Annotated in this window: 17 protein-coding genes and 2 tRNA genes; 12 read left to right on the forward strand and 7 right to left on the reverse strand. The window is 62.8% G+C overall.

All coding sequences use genetic code 11. The annotated features are described in order from the left end of the window. Window positions 1-51: 51 nt before the first annotated feature. Complete coding sequence (locus tag AB5Y54_RS05340; protein WP_039039614.1) at window positions 52-525, reverse strand: DUF1097 domain-containing protein; 474 nt, start codon at window positions 523-525, stop codon at window positions 52-54. A 371-nt stretch (window positions 526-896) separates the two neighbouring features. Here AB5Y54_RS05340 and msrP point away from each other — a divergent pair, with 371 nt between their 5' ends. Together msrP and msrQ are read left to right on the forward strand one after the other, a co-directional pair. Then, the gene (msrP, locus tag AB5Y54_RS05345; protein WP_041211928.1) at window positions 897-1907 is read left to right on the forward strand and encodes a protein-methionine-sulfoxide reductase catalytic subunit MsrP; all 1011 of its coding nucleotides are present in this window, start codon (window positions 897-899) and stop codon (window positions 1905-1907) included. A gap of 91 nt (window positions 1908-1998) precedes the next feature. After that, the gene (gene msrQ / locus AB5Y54_RS05350; RefSeq protein WP_368153342.1) at window positions 1999-2652 is read left to right on the forward strand and encodes a protein-methionine-sulfoxide reductase heme-binding subunit MsrQ; all 654 of its coding nucleotides are present in this window, start codon (window positions 1999-2001) and stop codon (window positions 2650-2652) included. A 10-nt stretch (window positions 2653-2662) separates the two neighbouring features. Here the strand turns inward: msrQ and AB5Y54_RS05355 are convergent, their stop codons facing one another. Beyond that, complete coding sequence (locus AB5Y54_RS05355) at window positions 2663-2911, reverse strand: PepSY domain-containing protein (protein WP_010675973.1); 249 nt, start codon at window positions 2909-2911, stop codon at window positions 2663-2665. Between the two features lie 63 nt (window positions 2912-2974). On the opposite strand from AB5Y54_RS05355, the gene AB5Y54_RS05360 reads away from it, so the two are divergent. From AB5Y54_RS05360 to AB5Y54_RS05375, 4 genes are all read left to right on the forward strand, one after another. Then, on the forward strand, window positions 2975-3307 hold the full coding sequence (locus AB5Y54_RS05360; protein WP_201985308.1) for a PepSY domain-containing protein: 333 nt from the start codon (window positions 2975-2977) through the stop codon (window positions 3305-3307). An 87-nt stretch (window positions 3308-3394) separates the two neighbouring features. After that, complete coding sequence (locus AB5Y54_RS05365) at window positions 3395-4051, forward strand: response regulator transcription factor (protein ID WP_368153343.1); 657 nt, start codon at window positions 3395-3397, stop codon at window positions 4049-4051. Window positions 4052-4082: 31 nt separating this feature from the next. Continuing rightward, window positions 4083-5429, forward strand: a complete 1347-nt coding sequence (locus AB5Y54_RS05370; RefSeq protein ID WP_052816185.1) for a sensor histidine kinase — start codon at window positions 4083-4085, stop codon at window positions 5427-5429. A gap of 101 nt (window positions 5430-5530) precedes the next feature. Then, window positions 5531-5992, forward strand: a complete 462-nt coding sequence (locus AB5Y54_RS05375; RefSeq protein ID WP_010675970.1) for a hypothetical protein — start codon at window positions 5531-5533, stop codon at window positions 5990-5992. A 148-nt stretch (window positions 5993-6140) separates the two neighbouring features. On the opposite strand, the gene torA is transcribed toward AB5Y54_RS05375, so the two are convergent. Both torA and AB5Y54_RS05385 read right to left on the reverse strand, forming a co-directional pair. Then, window positions 6141-8621 (reverse strand): trimethylamine-N-oxide reductase TorA, encoded by a 2481-nt coding sequence (gene torA, locus AB5Y54_RS05380; protein WP_201996832.1) that lies wholly within the window; start codon window positions 8619-8621, stop codon window positions 6141-6143. A gap of 22 nt (window positions 8622-8643) precedes the next feature. Beyond that, entirely contained in the window at window positions 8644-9774 is a 1131-nt protein-coding gene (locus AB5Y54_RS05385; protein WP_368153344.1) for a NapC/NirT family cytochrome c, read from the reverse strand. Between the two features lie 298 nt (window positions 9775-10072). Between AB5Y54_RS05385 and AB5Y54_RS05390 the strand changes: the two genes are divergently transcribed. Further along, window positions 10073-12082, forward strand: a complete 2010-nt coding sequence (locus tag AB5Y54_RS05390; RefSeq protein WP_368153345.1) for a DNA topoisomerase III — start codon at window positions 10073-10075, stop codon at window positions 12080-12082. Window positions 12083-12155: 73 nt separating this feature from the next. Here the strand turns inward: AB5Y54_RS05390 and AB5Y54_RS05395 are convergent, their stop codons facing one another. Further along, window positions 12156-13511, reverse strand: coding sequence for a TrkH family potassium uptake protein (locus tag AB5Y54_RS05395; RefSeq protein ID WP_041211921.1), 1356 nt, complete (start codon window positions 13509-13511; stop codon window positions 12156-12158). Beyond that, window positions 13508-14161 (reverse strand): TrkA family potassium uptake protein, encoded by a 654-nt coding sequence (locus AB5Y54_RS05400; protein ID WP_010675965.1) that lies wholly within the window; start codon window positions 14159-14161, stop codon window positions 13508-13510. Before AB5Y54_RS05400 ends, AB5Y54_RS05395 begins: the two co-directional genes overlap by 4 nt. 125 nt (window positions 14162-14286) lie before the next feature. Here AB5Y54_RS05400 and murB point away from each other — a divergent pair, with 125 nt between their 5' ends. Both murB and birA read left to right on the forward strand, forming a co-directional pair. Next, complete coding sequence (gene murB / locus AB5Y54_RS05405; RefSeq protein ID WP_143236953.1) at window positions 14287-15324, forward strand: UDP-N-acetylmuramate dehydrogenase; 1038 nt, start codon at window positions 14287-14289, stop codon at window positions 15322-15324. Continuing rightward, window positions 15321-16286, forward strand: a complete 966-nt coding sequence (birA, locus tag AB5Y54_RS05410; protein WP_368153346.1) for a bifunctional biotin--[acetyl-CoA-carboxylase] ligase/biotin operon repressor BirA — start codon at window positions 15321-15323, stop codon at window positions 16284-16286. The genes murB and birA overlap by 4 nt, the downstream gene beginning before the upstream one ends. A 76-nt stretch (window positions 16287-16362) precedes the next feature. On the opposite strand, the gene coaA is transcribed toward birA, so the two are convergent. Continuing rightward, window positions 16363-17301 carry a type I pantothenate kinase gene (gene coaA / locus AB5Y54_RS05415; protein WP_368153347.1) on the reverse strand — a complete coding sequence of 313 codons (939 nt, stop codon included), beginning with the start codon at window positions 17299-17301 and terminating at the stop codon, window positions 16363-16365. Window positions 17302-17564: 263 nt separating this feature from the next. Here coaA and AB5Y54_RS05420 point away from each other — a divergent pair. The 3 genes from AB5Y54_RS05420 to tuf all read left to right on the forward strand — a co-directional run. Further along, window positions 17565-17649 (forward strand) — tRNA-Tyr (locus AB5Y54_RS05420). Window positions 17650-17687: 38 nt separating this feature from the next. After that, window positions 17688-17762 (forward strand) — tRNA-Gly (locus tag AB5Y54_RS05425). 172 nt (window positions 17763-17934) lie between these two features. Continuing rightward, a partial coding sequence (gene tuf, locus AB5Y54_RS05430; protein ID WP_202041923.1) for an elongation factor Tu occupies window positions 17935-19103 on the forward strand: 1169 nt, incomplete at its 3' end.

Raw genomic sequence — 19103 nt, forward strand, 5'->3', positions numbered from 1 at the left:
GATGACGGGCCGCCCCTCTGGTTTCCGACCGAATCGGTTACCTTGTCAGCCTCAGGCCGGGTCGCTGACACCGTCGGTGGAGAGGGTCTTCTGGGAGAGCCAGAGGCCGCTCGCCTTCATCAGATAGCCAAACAGGGCGCCGATGATGAGGGAGGGCAGAATGAGCCGCCACTCGCCTGCGGCGCCGAAGGTGGCACAGCAACCGGCGAAGGTGCCGGGAATGTAGGCGAGCCACTGCTGCCTGGCCTGCACGCACATCAGGGTGGCCACCACCCCTGTCATCAGATAACCCGCCATGCCGGCCCCCCACCAGGTCTCCCCGTGGATCAGCAGGAGTGCCCACAGCATGCCGGTGGTGTTGCACAGCAGGGTCTGCAACAGCGCCTTGTAACCGCCACTCGAGGCGAAGTAGCTGGTGCAGCCGAGGAAGCCGACCCAGGAGATGAGACCGAGTGCGGCGGCCAGTCCACCCCAGACGGCGGAGAGGATCCCGGTCGTGATGGCGATGGCGAACAGTGGGCTCATGGCGTGACTCTCAGTGGTTGAATCCGGAAAAGGAGGCAGCCTACTCCGCGGTAGAGCGGCAGCAAGCGGGGGCCGGATTGTGTGTGATCCCGGTCACTCTTTGCAACTCTGGAATACGCTTGCGCTCGCGAAAAAAATTCATTGGAGGCGCCGCAGACCTTGTTCCATAGTTAGAGGCCCTGTCCTGCTCATGGAGTGAGTCTGATGGTGCCAAACGTGATCGTTCCTCTGCTGGTGTTCGTAGTGCTCTTCCTGGCCGGTACCATGGCCAAGGCACTGCCCCTTTACCAACTCATGTAATTCTGTGTGAAATAAAACTCGGCCGGGGCGGGTCTTATGGTTGTCAACCTCATCGTCCCGGGAGTTTTTTCATGTTGATCAAGCGCCGTACTTCTCATCACCCCACCGAACAGGATGTCACGCCGGAAACCGTCTATCAGGATCGTCGCCGCATCCTGAAAGGGCTGGGCCTGGGCGTCGGTGCCGTCACCCTGGCGTTTCCGGTGAAGGCCAGCCTGCTGGATCTCTTCGCACCGGACAAGCCGGCCACCGTGGCCCCCACCAGACCCCTCGACATCCGTGCCGCGACCCGGCCAGAGGGATTGATCCTCACCCCGGAGGAGAAGGCCACCACCCACAACAATTTCTACGAGCTGGGGACCGACAAGGGGGACCCGGCCCGCAACGGCCATTACCTCAGGCCCGAGCCCTGGACCCTGAAGGTGGAAGGGGAGGTGGCCAAACCCTTCACCCTGGATGTGTGGGATCTCATCAACAAGAGCACGCTGGAGGAGCGCATCTATCGGCTGCGCTGCGTGGAGGCCTGGTCCATGGTGCTGCCCTGGAGCGGCATTGCGCTGGCGGATCTGATCCGCCGTGCCGAGCCCACCAGTCGCGCCAAGTTCGTGGCCTTCGAGACGCTCTATGATCCGGAACAGTTGCCGGGGCAGGCCTCCCGTGCCCTGGGGGGCGGCATCGATTATCCCTATGTGGAGGGCTTGCGCCTCGATGAGGCCATGCACCCCCTCTCCTTCCTCGCCATGGGGCTCTATGGCAAGACCCTGCCCGCCCAGAACGGGGCTCCCATCCGGCTGGTGGTGCCCTGGAAGTACGGCTTCAAGAGCATCAAGAGCATCGTCTCCATCCGCCTGGTGGAGGAGATGCCCCCCACCACCTGGAACCTGCTGGCCCCCAACGAATATGGCTTCTACGCCAACGTCAACCCGAGCGTGGATCACCCGCGCTGGAGCCAGGCGAGCGAGCGTTTCATCGGCGAGGGGGGCATCTTCGGGGCCAAGCGCCAGCCGACCCTGATGTTCAATGGCTACGGCGACGAGGTGGCGTCCCTCTATCAGGGGATGGATCTGCGTAAATGGTATTGAGACTGACGCGCTGTCCGACTGATCTCTTGCCCCCTTCTCCTCTGGTGGGAGAGGGGATGAGAAGCGGGAAAAACATGACGGGAACTGCAATATGATGCCGAGACTGAAAACAGCCCATGTCAACGGCTTGCGGGCGCTGGTGCACCTTGGTTCGCTCGGCTTTCTGCTCTGGCTGGGCTATGCCGTGCCAGCCGGGCTGCTGGGGGGGGATCCGGTCCAGGGGCTGACCCATTACCTTGGCAAGGGGGCCCTCCACCTGCTGTTGCTTACCCTGCTGGTGTCGCCGCTCGCCAAGCGCTGGCGCCAGGGGCAGCTCATCAAGTTGCGCCGCCCCCTCGGGCTCTGGTGCGCCGCTTGGGCGTCCCTGCACTTCATGGTCTGGCTGGGGCTGGATCTGCAGTTCGACTGGGGACTGATTGGCGGCGAGCTGGTGAAGCGCAGCTACATAGTGGTGGGCATGGTGGCGCTGCTGCTGTTGCTGGCGCTCGGCATCACCTCGATCCCGGCCCTGTTGCGACGCATGGGGCCGGCCTGGCAGAAGCTGCACAACTGGATCTACGGGGTGGCTCTGCTGGTGCCGGTACACTACTGGTGGTCGGTCAAGAGCGGGTGGCAGGAGCCGCTCATCTATCTGGTGCTGGCCTGCGCCCTGCTGTGGCCCCGTCGGGAGAAGCTGCTGCGCACCTGGCGCAGGCGCCCGCAAGTGGCCGGGAGGGGGGCGGCGCAACAGCCGTCACGCCCATAGCAAAAGAGGCCTATTCGGCCTCTTTTTTGGTGATCTCGCCGGTGTTGGCGTCGACCTGCAACTGGACGCGCTGATCGTCGGCATTCAGGGTATCGACCTCGAATTTGTCCCCTTCCAGCTCCACTTCCCGAATGTCGTGATACCCTTGTGCCAGCAACAACTTGACCAGTCCGGCCATGTCGAGACGTGTCTGCGCCGCCCAGCCAAAGGTGGAAAAGAGGCACAAGATCAGCAGGATACTGCGTGGGATCATATTCATTCCGGATTCATGGCTGGCACACTATAAACGGCATTATGTTAGGTTTTGAGAGATGAATCACCCATGAATAGCGCGCTGCCCCTGCTTGGATTGCTGCTGCCGATGCTGGTTCAGGCGGCCCAGCCGAACGAGGCCTTGCTGCAACAAGCGGTCAGCGAGGGGCGGGTCCGCCCTTTTCATGAGTTGATGGAGGTGGCCTCCCGCCTGCCGGTGCGCGTGCTGCGCGTCGATCTGGGTGAGGAGGATGGCGTCTGGCTCTACGAGCTCAGGCTCATCGACGAAGAGAACAGCGTCATCAAGGTGGGCTACCGGGCTGACAACCTGGAGATGGTGTGGCTCAAGGGCCACCATCTGGAGCGCCTGTTCGCTCTGCGCCCGCCCCCGGAAGAGGAGTAACGGCGTGAGTCCGCGAACCTACCGCCGTCCGGTTCGTCCCCCCAACCGTTGCCGGTGCTGGCACAACCCTGTTTTGGATACCCATGTATGCGCATTCTGATAGTTGAAGATGAAAAGATCCTCGCGGGCCAGCTGGCGGAACAGCTGCGTCTGTCCGGTTTCGTCACCGATCTCTGCCACGATGGCAACGAGGCGGGCTTTCTCGGCGAGACCGAACCCTATGACGCCATCATCCTGGATCTCGGCCTGCCCGGTCGCGACGGCCTGAGCGTACTGAAGGAGTGGCGCAGCAAGGAGATGGATACCCCGGTGCTGGTGCTGACCGCCCGTGGCCAGTTGCACGAGAAGATTGAAGGGCTCAACGCCGGGGCGGACGATTACCTCACCAAACCCTTCCAGGTAGCGGAGCTGGTGGCCAGGGTGCAGGCGCTGGTGCGCCGGGCGGCGGGGAACGCCAGCTCCATCCTCGAGATCGGTGGCGTGCGTCTCGACATGGCGGCCTCCCAGGTGTGGTACGAAGGGACCCCCATCAAGCTCACCGCCCACGAGTTCCGGGTGCTGGGCTACCTGATGCAGCACAGGGGCAAGGTGGTGTCCCGCAGTGAGTTGATCGACCACATCTATGCCCAGGATTTCGATCGCGACTCCAACACCGTGGAGGTGTTCATCGGCCGCATCCGCAAGAAGACCCACACCGATCTCATCGAGACGGTGCGCGGCCTCGGCTACCGGATCAACGAATGACACCCTCGCAACCGATGGCGGGGTGGGTTGAATGAGGCTGGTACGCACCCTGCGAGGTCGGCTGGTGGTGATCGCCATGGTCTGGTGCGGTCTCTTCCTGTTCGCCACCGGCTTCAGCCTGCAGACCATGATGCGCAACTACTGGCAGGAGGCGGAGGCCGATGGCTTGCGCCTGCAGCTCTACGATCTGCTCTCCCGCCTCGAGATCCAGCCGGACGGCCTGCCCGTGGTCACCGAGCCTATGGCCGACCCCCGTTATCGCCAGCCCTACTCCGGCTACTACTGGCAACTGGAGCTGGGGGAGACGGTGGTCAGTCGCTCCCGCTCCCTGTGGGATGCCCATTTGAGCGCCCACGGCCTGAAGTCGGCCTTCGGCGATCCGGACCTCTTCGTCGGCAAGGGGCCCAACAAGGAGCCCCTGCTCATCATGACCCGTACCGTGCTGCTGCCGGGGTCTGATCGGGTCTTCACCCTGGTGATGGCCAAGGACAGCAGCGCCCTGACCCAGACCCTGAAGAAGACCCGTATCAGCCTGTTCCTCGGCCTCGGCTTCGCCGCCACCGGCCTGGTGCTCGGCTTTATGTTCCAGATCCTCTACGGCCTGCGCCCGCTGCACCTGCTGCGCCGCGAGCTGAGCCGCGTCCATCAGGGTCATCAGGAGGGGTTCCGGCTGCGCTACCCCCTGGAGATCCAGCCGCTGGTGGAGGACATCAACCGCCTGCTGCACCACTATGGCGAGCTGCTGCAACGAGCCCGCTCCCACACCGGCAACCTGGCCCACGCCCTCAAGACGCCGCTCAGCATCATGCGCAACCAGGTGACCCAGTTGCCGCCGGAGGATCAGGCCGCCCTCGGCGAGCAGCTCGACCAGATCCAGCGCCACATCGACTACCACCTCGGCAAGGCGCGGGTGACCGGCGCCGCCAAGATCCTCGGGGTGTCGACCCCGGTGCGGGCCCGGGTGGAGTACATCTGCCGCGCCTTCTCCCGCCTCTATCCCGGCAAGACGGTGGACTTGCAGGTGCCGGTTAATCTAGCGGTCGGGGTGGAGGAGCAGGACTTCGACGAGATGGTGGGCAACCTGCTGGAGAACGCCTTCAAGTGGTCCGCCAGCGAGCTGCGCATCTCCAGCGCCGAGCTGGGGGGCTGGATCACCCTGCGCATCGAGGACGACGGTCCCGGCATGAGCGAGGATCAGATCGCCAAGGCGGTGCTGCGGGGGGTGCGCCTCGACGAGAAGGTGCCGGGCTCGGGCCTTGGCCTCAACATCGTCTCGGATCTCGCGGAAGCCTATCGCGGCAGCCTCATCATGGGGCGGGCCGAGCTGGGGGGGCTCGCCGCTTCCCTCTCCCTGCCCAAGGTGGCCAGGGTCGAGTGACGGAGCTCCCCGTCGGGGGCCCCTTTTGTGCCGCCGTGCTGGCAAGGGTGCGGCACCCGGCATAAGATACGTCTCTTGTTTCAGGTGTAGGAAGGGTAGCAATGACTGACGATCCTTGGGCTTTGTGCCATCTCGATGATTCGTTCGATGCCTCGGTGCTGGGCACCAAGGGGGCCCAGATCCAGTGGTTCGAGGACAGGGATGCCCTGATCCAGTTCCTGCTGGAGGACTTTGTCGACCTGCTGGCCGACGTGGGCGAGCTGGACGAGGATCAGACCGAGAGCGCCCGCGAGCGCTTCACCCTGCTGGTGGAGCAGAGCCTGGATGATCGCACCCTGATGGATGCCATCAACGATCTCGCCTCCGGCCTGCGCCGTATTGCCTGGCTGGGGCCCCTCTCCGAACTGGCGGAGTTGAGCGACGATTTCGCAAGCGGGCTGCGTGCCTTCTTCTGGAGCCAGTATGACGGTGACGAGGATGACCCAGAGGCCTGGGTGCCGGAAGATCTCTGGCCCCAGCTGGTCGAGTGTGCGGAAGAATATATGGTTGAGGGCGACTTCTGATCCCCCTTGCCAGCACCCTGGCTGCAAGGCGGGTGGAGTATGCGGAAGAGTATATGGTTGAGGGTGACTTGTGATTCTGAGCCACACCACAAACTGCGATAAGAAAACGGCGCCTTGATGGCGCCGTTTTTGTTGCTCAGCCCTCTACTCAGCCGTTGGCCGGAACCGCGTGGGCGGTGTTGGCCAGCACCGGGCCTGTGTACTTCTCGATCTGCAGCTGGGCCATGTGGCCGCAGTTGCCCTGCGCCAGACTGGACGAGCCCTCGTCGAAGGTGAGGCAGTTGACGTTGCCGTTTTTGCAGATGCTGCCCGCTTCGCCCGGCTTGGCCGGGTCGTACCAGGCCCCTTCGCAGATCCGCACCACCCCCTGGCGCACATCCTCGGAGAGCAGGGCCCCCAGCAAAATCTGGCCGCGCTCGTTGAAGGCGCGCACCAGATCCCCTTGGGCGATGCCGCGAGCCTTGGCGTCGTCCGGATGGATCAGGATCGCCTCGCGGTCGGCGATGGCGAACTTGTCCCGCAGCGGGGTGTTGTCGAGCTGGGAGTGCAGCCGCTGGGTCGGGTGGGAGGTGTTGAGCGACAGCGGATAGCGCGCCGCCACCTCGCTCTTCACCCACTCTTTGGGCTCATACCACTTGGGATGGCCGGCGCAGTCGGCATAACCCATCCCCGCCACCGTGTTGGAGAAGATCTCGATCTTGCCGGACGGAGTACCGAGCGGGTTGAGCAGCGGGTTCTCGCGAAAATCGGCGTGACGGATCCACTGGCGGTTGGCCTCCGGGATCGGGAAGCGGATGTAGTTGTTGGACTCCCAGAACATGTTGAACGGCGGCAGCGCCACGCGAGCACCGCGGGCCTGCGCCGCCATGCCGTCGTACATCTGCTTGAGCCACAGCATCTCGTCCTTCCCTTCGGTGTACTGCTCCTGCACGCCCAGCTTGGCGGCGATAGCGCTGAAGATATCGAAGTCATTGCGGGCTTCAAACTGCGGCGGCACGCACTGGTGCATAGGGAACACATAGCGCTGGGAGTAGTCGCCGCCCATCTCCAGATCGTTGCGCTCGTAGCTGGTGGTGACCGGCAGCACGATGTCGGCGTGCTTGGCAGTCGCCGTCCAGTAGGGCTCGTGGACGATCACGGTTTGCGGCTTGCGCCACGCCTGCAGCAGGTTGTTGGTGTCCTGATGGTGGTGGAAGGGGTTGCCCCCCGCCACGTAGACCAGCTTGATGTCCGGATAGGTCACCTTGCGGCCGTTGAAGTCGATGGTCTTGCCCGGGTTGGCGAGGCAGTCGGCGATGCGCGCCACCGGGATCGGTGCCGGGCTGTTCTTCGGTGCGTTGCCGGCGGAGATGCCCGCCAGAATGCCGCCCTTGGCGGTGGGGCTGCCACCGGAGGAGTAGTGGTAGCTGAAGCCGTAGCCGCCGCCCGGCAGGCCGATCTGGCCCAGCATGGAGGCCAGAGTGACCAGCATCCAGTTCGGCTGTTCGCCGTGCTGCTGACGCTGCATGCCCCAACCGGCCATGATCATGGTGCGCTTGGCGGCCATGTCGAGGGCCAGCTGGCGGATCACCTTGGCATCGACGCCGCAGACAGTGCTCGCCCACTCGGCGCTCTTCGGCTGACCGTCATCCTTGCCGAGCAGGTAGTTCAGGAACTTGTCGAAGCCGACGGTGTAGCGATCGAGGAAGGCCTGATCGTGCTTCTTCTCGCTGTAGAGGGTGTGGGCCACCCCCAGCATCATGGCCACGTCGGTGTAGGCGTTCGGCGCAATCCACTCGGCGCCGACCAGCTTGGCGGTCTCGTTGTATACCGGATCGATGCTGATGACGCGGGTGCCTTTCTCTTTCAGCGCCTTGAAGCCCACTTGACCTTCGTGATCCGGCATGTTCCAGCTGTTCTTCAGGGTGACCTGGGCGTTGACCCCCCAGAGCACCACCAGTTCGGCGTTCTCCACCACGTTGGGCCAGGCGGTCTGCTGCTCGTACACCTCGATGGAGCCCATCACGTGGGACATGATCACCTGAGCCGCGCCGGTGGAGTAGTCACCGGCATAACCGGTGAAGCCGCCCGAGAGGTTCATCAGGCGGTGCAGCAGGGTGCGGCTGTTGTGGAACATGCCCACGCTCTTCCAGCCGTAGGAACCGGCGTGGATCGCCTGCGGGCCGAAATCAGACTGAACGCGCTGGATCTCGCCGGCCACCAGGTCGATGGCCTTTTCCCAGCTCACCCGCACCCACTCGTCGGCACCGCGCAGCTCCGGTCTGGCGCCCGGGCCGTGCTCCAGCCAGCTTTTGCGCACCATGGGGTACTTGATGCGGTTCTTGGCGTGGACCTGGAACGGCGCCATGTCGATGAGGTCATTCGGTGCCGGATCGTCGGCCACCGGCTGGACCCGCACCATGCGGCCCTCGGAGACGATGGCCTCGAAGGCTCCCCAGTGGGCGCCGGTCAGGATGCCCTTCTGGGCGGGCACCAGGGTGGGGAACTGCTCAAGGGCCGTGCTGACGGCCTTGGCCAGGGCGCTTTTCGGGAAGAGACCAGCCAGCAGGGGCAAGGCGGCACAGGCCCCCAGCCCCTTGAGCAGAGTACGGCGGGAGAGGTTGGTCTGTTGGTCATTGAAAAAAGTCATGGGAGAGTCCTCTGTTCCTGCCTTAATGGGCCGCGCTCATGTCGCTGGCGTGTTTCTGCACGTATTGGGTGAGCATGCGCGCCTGCTCCGGGGTGAGGGAGGTACGAGACTCCATCCCCTTGATAACGCCGATCCACTGGTTGGCGTTGAAGTGATCCAGCGCGGTGAGGCCGTGACAGCCGGTGCAGTTGTTGGACATCAGGGTGGAGGCGTATTGCCACAGCTTGCCCTGGTCGCCGATGAGCTGGCTCTGGTCGACCCAGGCGGTCAGGCTGACCTGATGCCAGGTGAGGTTGGTGGCGCTGTCGGTTTCGCTCTTGCCGGTCACGAGGGCTTTTCTGGCGGCTTCGCCGACCAGCACGCTCAGGATCCGTTTGCCGGGGGCGGCGTAGAACACCTCGCTCACACCGTCCTGCTGCCAGCCGTCGATGCGCACCTGGGTGCGGCCGTTGTCGTTGGCCAGCACTTCCACCTGGGTGGAGGGCATCAGGGTGCCTTCGTCAGTCTTGGCGCCGGCATCCAGATAGAGCGGGGTGGTGGCGATGGCATAGCGGGTGGTGACGGTGGTCGGGGTCTGGGCCGCGGCGGCGGCCAGTTCGCTGGCACCGGCGGCGGCCAGGCCGCTCATGTCCGGCATGATGTGGGCAACGCCGCGGTGGCAGTCGATGCAGGTCTGACCCTCCTTGATGGCGACCGGGTGCTCGGTGCGGGCATTGGGGCGCTGGGCCAGGATGTCCATGGCGGCGTAGCTGTGGCAACTGCGACAGGTGGCGGAGTCATTGGCCTTGAGCTGATCCCACACAGTCTGGGCCATGCGCAGCTTGTGGGCCTCGTATTTCTCCGGGGTGTCGAGGGTGCCGATCGCTTCGTGATAGATGTCCTTCACGGCGCGGATCTTGGTCCAGAGATAGGCGGCGGGTTCACTGGGGATGTGGCAGTCGGCGCACTCGGCGCGGATCCCCTTCACGTTCTGGAAGTGGACGCTGCCCTGATATTCGGCGAGCGGGGTCTGCATGGAGTGGCAGGAGACGCAGAACTCGGTGGAGCTGGTCTTGTGCAGCACGGTGACGGTGACGCCCAGTGCGGTGATCCCCAGCAGGGCCCCGAGCAGCAGAAGCCAGAACCAGGTCTTTCTCAACAGTTTTCCAAGCATGGTGACGGTGTCCTTCGAATTCGGGTATTACCAATATAGTAGTAGTCCCAGGATTCAAAGGGTTGACCTCGGTCATGGTTTTTATTTCGTCATATAATTGATTTTTGGTTTTGTTATTTGTTTTGGCATGATTTATTGAATTTAAATTGCATTTTTCCCATGCAGCGGGAGCGGGATGTGCTGTGGTGGGAGCGATGCCCAAGCCGGGGCGAGGAGGCAGTACGCCACCCCGGGGCTTGGGGTTTGTGGCGAGAGGATTGTATACTGTTCACATATACAGTATTCAGGTGTATCCATCATGCGACTCTTTATCGCCGAGAAACCCAGCCTTGGCCGCGCCATCGCCGATGTCCTCCCCAAACCGCACAAGAAGGGGGATGGTTTCATCGAGACGGCGCAGGGAGACGTGGTGACCTGGTGCATCGGCCACCTGCTGGAGCAGGCCGAGCCCGATGCCTACGATGCCGCCTACAAGCAGTGGCGCATGGAATCCCTTCCCATTGTCCCGACCCAGTGGCAGTTGGTGGCCAAACCCAAGACCAAGGCCCAGCTGGCCGTCATCAAGGGGCTCATCAAGCAGGCGGACTGCGTGGTCAACGCCGGTGACCCGGACAGGGAAGGGCAACTGCTGGTGGACGAGGTGATCGACTTTCTCGGCTATCCCAAGACCAAACCGGTTCAGCGCTGCCTCATCAGCGATCTCAATCCCCCCGCCGTGCGCCGCGCCCTCGACAAGCTCAGAGACAACAAGGAGTTCGTGCCGCTGGCGGTGTCGGCGCTGGCCCGTAGCCGTGCCGACTGGCTCTATGGCATCAACATGACCCGGGCCTATACCCTGCTTGGCCGCAAGGGGGGCTGCAGCGAACTGCTGTCGGTGGGTCGGGTACAGACCCCCTTGCTCGGTCTGGTGGTGCGCCGGGATCTCGAGATCGAGGCCTTCGTTCCCAAGCCGTTCTACGAGGTGATGGCCCATCTGTTGACCCAGGGCAACGAACGCTTCACCGCCAGGTGGCTGCCATCGGAGGCCTGCCTGCCCTGGCAGGATGAGGAGGGACGGGTGCTCAACCAGGCGCTGGCCGCCAAGGTGGTGGAGCGGATCCAGGGGCAACCCGCCCGGGTGGAGGCGGTGGAGGAGCAGGCGCGCAAGCAGGCGGCGCCGCTCCCCTACAACCTCTCCAGCCTGCAGATCGACGCGGCCAAGCGCTTTGGCATGGATGCCAAGCGGGTGCTGGATATCTGCCAGAGCCTCTACGAGCGGCACAAGCTCATCACCTATCCCAGATCCGACAGCCGCCATCTGCCGAGCGAGCACTTCAACCGGGCCGGCCAGGTGCGGGAGGCCATCGCCAGCACGGCCCCTGCGCTGGCCAGGGCGGTCGCCGAAGCGGATGGCAGGATCCGCAGCAAGGCGTGGAACGACAGCAAGGTGGATGCCCACCACGCCATCATTCCCACCGAGAAGAGGGGGAACGAGGGGAGCCTGGGGGCCGACGAGGCGAAGCTTTACGGCCTGATTGCCCGCCAGTATCTGCTGCAGTTCTACCCGCCGTTCGAGTACAACGACAGCAAGGTGTTGCTGCGCATCGCCGGAGGGCTGTTCCAGGCCAAGGCGCGCCGCATCCTCAAGACGGGCTGGAAGGCGCTGCTCGGAGTGGAAGAGGATGACGAGGAGGAGGCGGGAACCCTGCCTGCCCTGAAAGAGGGGGAGGAACTGCTGTGCGAGCGGGGGGAGCTGCTGGAGAAGATGACCCAGCCCCCCAAGCCGTTTACCGATGCCACCCTGCTGGCCGCCATGACCGGCATCGCCCGTTATGTGCAGGATCCCGAGATCCGCAAGACCCTGCGGGAGACCGACGGTCTGGGCACCGAGGCGACCCGGGCCGGGATCATCGATCTGCTGTTCAAGCGCCGCTTCCTGGTGCGCCAGGGCAAGAGCATCAAAGCCACCCCGACCGGGCGAGCCCTGGTCCAGGCGCTGCCCACGACCGCCACGACACCGGACATGACGGCACTGTGGGAGCAGAGTCTGGGTCAGATCGCCGAACGTCACGGCAGCTACCAGCAGTTCATGGGGCCGCTCACCGAGCAGCTCAACGGCCTGATCGAGGGGGCGCGGCAGGATTCCGGCGCCAGCTTCAGCGCGCTGCCCAAGGCGGCGCCCGGTGACAGCAAGCAACGCTTTGCCCGCCGCAAGCGGACTGGGTCCACCGCCGCACGCCCCCGCACGAGCACGGGCAAGAGTGCTCGTGCGGGGAAGAGCCCTGGAAAGAGCACTGGCAAGGGGACGACCAGGGGCAAGGCTGCCTGAGGCTGGTGAGCGCCGTGATCACATAAAAATAAGAAGAGGGGCCAGTGGCCCCTCTTTGCATGGATGGAGCGGCTTACCCCGTGTAGACGCTCTCTTCCGGATAACGGATGCGGGTCTCCACCGGGCGGGCCAGCATGATCGCCAGGGTGAGGGGCCCCAGACGGCCGCAGATCATCACCAGCACCAGGATCAGTTTGCCCGGTTCGCTCAGAGAAGCGGTGATGCCGGTGGACAGTCCCACGGTGGCAAAGGCCGAGATGGTCTCGAACATGATCTTGTCGAATGATTGCGACTCCGTGAGCATCAGCAGGAACATCGCCAGCATCAGTACCATGGTACTGACGATGATGATGGCCAGGGAGCGGGTCACTATCTGGGGTGACAGGGTGCGGCCGAAGGCGGTGACATGGGGGCGCTTGGTCAGAAACGCCCGGGTCGCCAGCAGAACGACGGCAAAGGTGGTGACCTTGATACCGCCCCCGGTGGAGGTTGCCCCGGCACCGATGAACATCAGCATCATCATGAACAGCAGGGAGGCCGGTACCATCTGGCCGATATCCACCGTGTTGAAGCCCGCCGTGCGCGCGGTGGCCGACTGGAAGAAGGCTGCCAGCCACTGGCTCCCGAAGGAGGCGTTGCCCAGGGTGCCCGGGTTGTTGTGCTCCAGCAGCCAGAACATCAGGGTCCCCAGCAGCAGCAGGGCTGGGGTCATCAGCAGCATCAGCTTGCTGTGCAGTTTCAGCTTGCGCCAGCGGCGGTTGCGCACCAGGTCGACGATGACGGTGAAGCCTACCCCCCCCAGGATCAGCAGGGCCGGTATGGTCAGGCTGATGATGGGGTCATCCCGGTAGTCCATGAGGTTGTTGGCAAACAGCGAGAAGCCGGCGTTGTTGAAAGCCGACACCGCGTGGAAGAAGCTGACGTAGAGGCCGTGGCCCCAGCCCATGTCGGGCACCCAGCGAATGGCCATGATGGCGGTGCCGATCAGCTGGGCAATCAGGGCGAACAGGACGATGCGCTTCACCAGCTGGACGATGTTGACGGACCCCTCCTGGCCCAGCGCCTCCTTGGCCAGCACCTGCTGGCGCAGCCCGACCCGCTTGCTGAACATGGCGATGAGCAGCAGTGTCATGGTCATCTGGCCGAGACCACCAATCTCCATCAATATCAACAGGATGATCTGCCCCTGCAGGGTGAAGGCGGTGCCGGTATCCACCACCCCGAGGCCGGTCACGCTGATGGCTGACGTGGCGGTGAACAGGGCGTTGATGACGGTGACCTCACCCTTGTGGCTGGAGGGCTGGACCAGAAACAGGGTGCCGACCAGCAGGATGATGAGGAAACTGCCCAGGATGAGCTTGGCCTCGCTCCAGCGGGAGTTGTCTTCCCGATGCAGGGTGAAGGCGTAGTTGCTGCGCCAGTTGATCATAGGGTGTCGAGCCAGTGATCGATGGCGTGCTTGTTGCCGGCCAGGATCAGGATGTCACCGAGTTGCAGCTCCATCTTGCCGGTCAGGACGTTGTGCAGCACCTCGCCACGCTTGATGGCCAACAGCTGGAAATCGCTTTGCTGCAGCAGGCGCAAGTCGGCCAGGGTGCGGGTGTTTTGCTGCAAGCCGATCACGAACTCGGTCAGCACCATGTCGTGACCCAGCTCCAGGTAGTCGAACAGCCGGTTGTCCAGCATGCTCTGGGCTACCCGGCGGCCCATGTCCCACTCCGGGTTGATCACCTTGTCCGCGCCTACCTTCTGCAGGATCTTGGCGTGGAACTTGTCGCGGGCCTTGACCCAGACCTTCTTCACGCCCGCCTCTTTCAGCACCAGCGTGGTCAGGATGCTGGTCTCCAGGTTGTCGCCGATGGCGACAAAGACGATGTCGAAATTCGCCAGGCCCAGTTCGGCGACCGTGGCCTCGTCGGTGGCATCGGCCACGATGACGTGGTTGCAGAGGGTGGCTATCTGGCGGGTCTTGCTCTCGTCGATGTCGATGGCCAGTACCTCGGCATTCTGGCGCTGCAACTCTTCGCACAAGGCGCTGCCAAACAGGCCCAGGCCGATGACGGCGAATTGATTGTTCATGCATGCTTCCTCAGCGGGATGAAGGGGTTACTCTACTCCAGAGCCCTGAGTCCGAAAAGTGTCCGGGTTTTTTGTCCCGGGGGATCTGGGGTAAACTGCGCCCTTGTCCTTGTCGGAACACACAGATGAAACTCACCCCCCACGCCTCCCTGTCGACCCTCAATACTCTGGGCCTGGACGCACACTGCCTCTGGCTGGCCGATGTGACCCGGCCGGATGATCTCGCGCAACTGCGGACCAACCCGGAGTTGGCCACCTTGCCGCGCCTGGTGCTGGGAGGAGGAAGCAACATCCTGTTCTGCGATGACTTTGCCGGTCTGGTGGTCCACAACGGCCTGAAAGGGATCACGCTGCACGAGGAGTCCGAGCACTGGTTGCTACACGTGGCGGCAGGTGAAAACTGGCACGAGCTGGTATGTCACGCCCTGCAACAGGGCTGGCACGGGCTGGAGAACCTGGCACTCATTCCCGGGACGGTCGGGGCGGCCCCGGTACAGAACATCGGTGCCTACGGGGTCGAGCTGGCCAGCGTCTGTGCCTACGTGGAGGCGTTCAACTGGCAGAGTGGCGAGGTTGAGCGCATCGCGGCGGCCGACTGCCGGTTCGGTTACCGTGACAGCATCTTCAAGCACGACTATCAGGACTCCCACTTCATCATCGCCGTCGGTCTGCGCCTGCCCAAGGCATGGCGCCCGGTCGCCGGCTATGGCCCGCTGGCGGCGCTGGGGGATGCCCCTTCGCCACAGGCCATTTTCGACACCGTCTGTGCCACCCGCATGGCCAAGCTGCCGGATCCGGCGGTGCTGGGCAACGCGGGCAGTTTCTTCAAAAACCCTGTGGTGCCCGCCGCCCTGGCCGAGACCCTGAAACAGCAATACCCGCAGATGCCCTGCTACCCTGCGGCAGAAGGGCAGGCCAAGCTGGCGGCTGGCTGGCTCATCGATCAGTGCGGTCTCAAGGGGTTTGCCATCGGTCGTGCCGCCGTCCATCAGGAGCAGGCGCTGGTGCTGGTCAATCTGGGGGGCGCCAGCGCCATGGAGCTCATCGCGCTGGCGGCCCATGTCCGCGACAGCGTGGAACACCAGTTCGGTGTGGTGCTGGAACATGAGGTGCGCTTCATGGGGCGCAGCGGTGAAACCTGGCTCGACGAGGTACTGGCATGACCCTGACCCCCGTCAGACAGACCCTGATCACCCTGCTCAGCGACGGCCAGTTCCATTCCGGTGAGCAGCTGGGCGAGCGCCTTGGCATCAGCCGGGCGGCGGTGAGCAAACACATGGCCGCGCTCAAGGATCTGGGGCTGGATCTCTTCAGCTTGACCGGCAAGGGCTATCGGCTGGCGGTGCCCATGGCCCTCTATGACGAGGGGCGGCTGCAGGCAGAGGCACCGATGGCACCGGTGCACTGCTTCCCTGTCATCGACTCCACCAACCAGTACCTGCTGGAGCGGGTCAACACCCTGAGCTCCGGCGAAAGCTGTCTGGCCGAGTGCCAGACCGCCGGGCGGGGACGTCGTGGCAAACCCTGGGTTTCTCCCTTCGGTTGCCAGCTGATCCTGAGCATGTACTGGCGGCTTGAGCAGGGCATGGCGGCCGCCATGGGACTGAGTCTCGCGGTCGGCGTGGCGGTGGTCGAGGCGCTGGAGTCCCTCGGTTATCCCGGGGTCGAGCTCAAGTGGCCGAACGACCTCTATTACCAGGGCCGCAAGCTGGCGGGCATCCTGGTGGAGATGAGCGGCAGTGCGGGTGCCAGCTGCCATCTGGTGATCGGGGTCGGCCTCAATCTGGCGATGCCGAGTCGGGAGGGGGAGAAGATCGATCAGGCCTGGTCCGAGCTACGCCATATCCAGCCCGAGCTGGTGGATCGCAACGAGCTGGCCGCCTGCGTGCTGCTGCACCTGCAGCAGGCCATGCAGACCTTCGAACAGACGGGACTGGCGAGTTTCGTCGAGAGCTGGAACCGGCTCGACCACTTCGCCGGCCAGCCGGTGAAGCTGCTGATGGGAGAGCAGGTGATCCGCGGGATTGCCCGGGGGATCGACGAACGCGGAGCCCTGCGTCTGGAGACGGAAGAGGGGCTCAAGTTCTATATGGGAGGGGAACTCTCCCTGCGGCGGGGGGACTGAGCCCATACGCTCATGACGACTGAATGAAAGAGGGGGCCTGCGGGCCCCCTCTTCCATGTATGCACTGCGACAGTGGTCACTTGCGCAGCTTGATCTGCTCGATGGCGTGCTCATTGCCCTTGGTGAGGATGAGGTTGGCCCGCTCCCGGGTCGGCAAGATGTTCTCTTGCAGGTTCAGGTAGTTGATATCCTGCCAGATGTTGTTGGCGATCTCGGTCGCCTCGCTTTCGGTCAGCTTGGCGTAGTGGTGGAAATAGGAGTCGGGATCCGAGAAGGCGCCGCTGCGGAATTTGAGAAAACGATCGATGTACCAGGTGCGCAGCAGCTCGGCATCGGCATCCACATAGATGGAAAAGTCGACGAAGTCCGACACGAACACGCGATGAGGGTCCTGGGGATAGTCCATGCCGCTTTGCAGCACATTGAGCCCTTCTAGGATCAGGATGTCCGGCTGCTCCACCACCTTCTTCTCATCGGGCAGGATGTCATAGATGAGGTGGGAGTAGACGGGGGCCTCGACCTTCTCGTGGCCGGCGCGGATATTGGCGACAAACTCCACCAGATGGCGGATGTCATAAGACTCGGGGAACCCCTTGCGGCGCATCAGGCCACGGGCTTCCAGCTCCTTGTTGGGAAACAGGAAGCCGTCGGTGGTGACCAGCTCCACCCTGGGGTGCTCCGGCCAGCGCTCCAGCAGTGCCTGAAGGATACGGGCCGTGGTGCTCTTGCCCCCCGCCACGCTGCCGGCGATGCTGATGATATAGGTGCCCTTGCCGCGGGACTGACCGAGAAACTGCTCCAGCACTCGGCTGCGGCGCTGCTTGGCCTTGACGTAGAGATTGAGGAGACGGGAGAGGGGCAGGTAGATTTCTTCCACTTCCCGCAATGACACCTTCTCGTTGATCCCGCGCAGGGTCTGCAGATCGTGCTCGGTCAGGGTCAGGGGGACCGCATCGCGCAATAACGCCCATTGTTCGCGGGTGAATTGCAAATAGGGGTTATGCTCTGTCGTCATGGTGTCATCACTGTTTCTTGGGCAGGGCGACCATACACCAAGGGATCGGGAGCGACAAGGGACGCGTCCGGTCGGGACGGAGAAGGAGCGTTTTTTTGCCTGGATCCCGGCATAAATGCACATTTTGCAAGGTGCAATGGTTGCATCCCCAAAATCCTTACCATAAAATGCGCGACGCTTGGATGTCTGTCGTCTATTTGCCGAGCAAAAGCGACAAAAACAACGGGTGCAAGCAGAATTACCGTTGTGGCATTTATGCAACTGGAGGGGTTCCCGAGCGGCCAAAGGGATCAGACTGTAAATCTGACGGCTCTGCCTTCGAAGGTTCGAATCCTTCTCCCTCCACCATATTTCTCTGCGGTTTGAGTTCTTTGGGTTAGAGAAATGCGGGCATCGTATAATGGCTATTACCTCAGCCTTCCAAGCTGATGATGCGGGTTCGATTCCCGCTGCCCGCTCCAAGATGCTGATATGGCTCAGGTAATTCTGAGAGCCACACCTTAGGGTGAGTTCGGCAATCGAACCAGCCTGTCAGCACCAACCTCTCTACTCCCCTTGATTCAAATCCATCATATAAACTGTTCTGTGGTTAGCTTGCCACCGCGTACTCAGCGTTAGTTTAGAGGGACGATCATGTCTAAAGAAAAATTTGAGCGTAATAAACCGCACGTTAACGTGGGTACCATCGGCCACGTTGACCACGGTAAAACCACCCTGACCGCCGCCATCACCAACGTGCTGGCCAAGCACTTCGGTGGTAAAGCTTTCGCCTTCGACCAGATCGACAAGGCGCCGGAAGAGCGTGAGCGTGGTATCACCATCAACACCTCCCACGTAGAATACGACACTGCTACCCGCCACTACGCTCACGTAGATTGCCCGGGTCACGCCGACTACGTTAAAAACATGATCACCGGTGCTGCCCAGATGGACGGCGCAATCCTGGTAGTAGCAGCGACTGACGGCCCGATGCCGCAGACTCGTGAGCACATCCTGCTGGGTCGTCAGGTAGGCGTTCCGTACATCATCGTGTTCATGAACAAGTGCGACATGGTAGATGACGAAGAGCTGCTGGAACTGGTCGAGATGGAAGTTCGCGAACTGCTGTCCGAGTACGACTTCCCGGGTGATGACCTGCCGGTAGTCCGTGGTTCCGCACTGAAAGCGCTGGAAGGCGAAGCTCAGTGGGAAGAGAAGATCCTGGAACTGGCTGGCCACCTGGACACCTACATTCCGGAGCCGGAGCGTGCCATTGACCAGCCGTTCCTGATGCCTATCGAAGACGTATTCTCCATCGCAGGCCGTGGTACCGTAGTTACCGGTCGTGTAGAGCGCGGTATCGTCAAGGTTGGTGAAGAAGTGGAAATCGTTGGTATCAAAGATACCACCAAGACCACCTGTACCGGCGTTGAAATGTTCCGCAAACTGCTGGACGAAGGTCGTGCAGGTGAGAACGTTGGCGCACTGCTGCGTGGCGTGAAGCGTGAAGACGTAGAGCGTGGTCAGGTACTGGCCAAGCCGGGCACCATCAAGCCGCACACCAAGTTCGAATCCGAAGTGTACGTGCTGTCCAAAGAAGAAGGTGGTCGTCACACTCCGTTCTTCAAGGGCTACCGTCCGCAGTTCTACTTCCGTACTACCGACGTGACCGGTACCATCGAACTGCCGGAAGGCGTAGAGATGGTCATGCCGGGCGACAACATCAAGATGGTTGTTACCCTGATTGCCCCGATCGCGATGGACGACGGCCTGCGTTTCGCCATCCGTGAAGGTGGCCGTACCGTAGGTGCTGGTGTTGTAGC

The organism is Aeromonas sp. s9 (assembly GCF_040907765.1).
GTDB lineage: Bacteria > Pseudomonadota > Gammaproteobacteria > Enterobacterales > Aeromonadaceae > Aeromonas > Aeromonas caviae.

Bases quoted from the DNA above. Each gene is read 5' to 3' on its own strand.
- murB (WP_143236953.1), top strand. From the start codon at position 14,287: ATGAAACTCACCCCCCACGCCTCCCTGTCGACCCTCAATACTCTGGGC.
- AB5Y54_RS05400 (WP_010675965.1), bottom strand. From the start codon at position 14,161: ATGAACAATCAATTCGCCGTCATCGGCCTGGGCCTGTTTGGCAGCGCC.
- birA (WP_368153346.1), top strand. From the start codon at position 15,321: ATGACCCTGACCCCCGTCAGACAGACCCTGATCACCCTGCTCAGCGAC.
- AB5Y54_RS05370 (WP_052816185.1), top strand. From the start codon at position 4,083: ATGAGGCTGGTACGCACCCTGCGAGGTCGGCTGGTGGTGATCGCCATG.
- AB5Y54_RS05355 (WP_010675973.1), bottom strand. From the start codon at position 2,911: ATGAATATGATCCCACGCAGTATCCTGCTGATCTTGTGCCTCTTTTCC.
- AB5Y54_RS05375 (WP_010675970.1), top strand. From the start codon at position 5,531: ATGACTGACGATCCTTGGGCTTTGTGCCATCTCGATGATTCGTTCGAT.
- AB5Y54_RS05360 (WP_201985308.1), top strand. From the start codon at position 2,975: ATGAATAGCGCGCTGCCCCTGCTTGGATTGCTGCTGCCGATGCTGGTT.
- AB5Y54_RS05385 (WP_368153344.1), bottom strand. From the start codon at position 9,774: ATGCTTGGAAAACTGTTGAGAAAGACCTGGTTCTGGCTTCTGCTGCTC.
- AB5Y54_RS05395 (WP_041211921.1), bottom strand. From the start codon at position 13,511: ATGATCAACTGGCGCAGCAACTACGCCTTCACCCTGCATCGGGAAGAC.
- torA (WP_201996832.1), bottom strand. From the start codon at position 8,621: ATGACTTTTTTCAATGACCAACAGACCAACCTCTCCCGCCGTACTCTG.
- AB5Y54_RS05365 (WP_368153343.1), top strand. From the start codon at position 3,395: ATGCGCATTCTGATAGTTGAAGATGAAAAGATCCTCGCGGGCCAGCTG.
- coaA (WP_368153347.1), bottom strand. From the start codon at position 17,301: ATGACGACAGAGCATAACCCCTATTTGCAATTCACCCGCGAACAATGG.
- msrQ (WP_368153342.1), top strand. From the start codon at position 1,999: ATGATGCCGAGACTGAAAACAGCCCATGTCAACGGCTTGCGGGCGCTG.
- AB5Y54_RS05390 (WP_368153345.1), top strand. From the start codon at position 10,073: ATGCGACTCTTTATCGCCGAGAAACCCAGCCTTGGCCGCGCCATCGCC.
- AB5Y54_RS05340 (WP_039039614.1), bottom strand. From the start codon at position 525: ATGAGCCCACTGTTCGCCATCGCCATCACGACCGGGATCCTCTCCGCC.
- msrP (WP_041211928.1), top strand. From the start codon at position 897: ATGTTGATCAAGCGCCGTACTTCTCATCACCCCACCGAACAGGATGTC.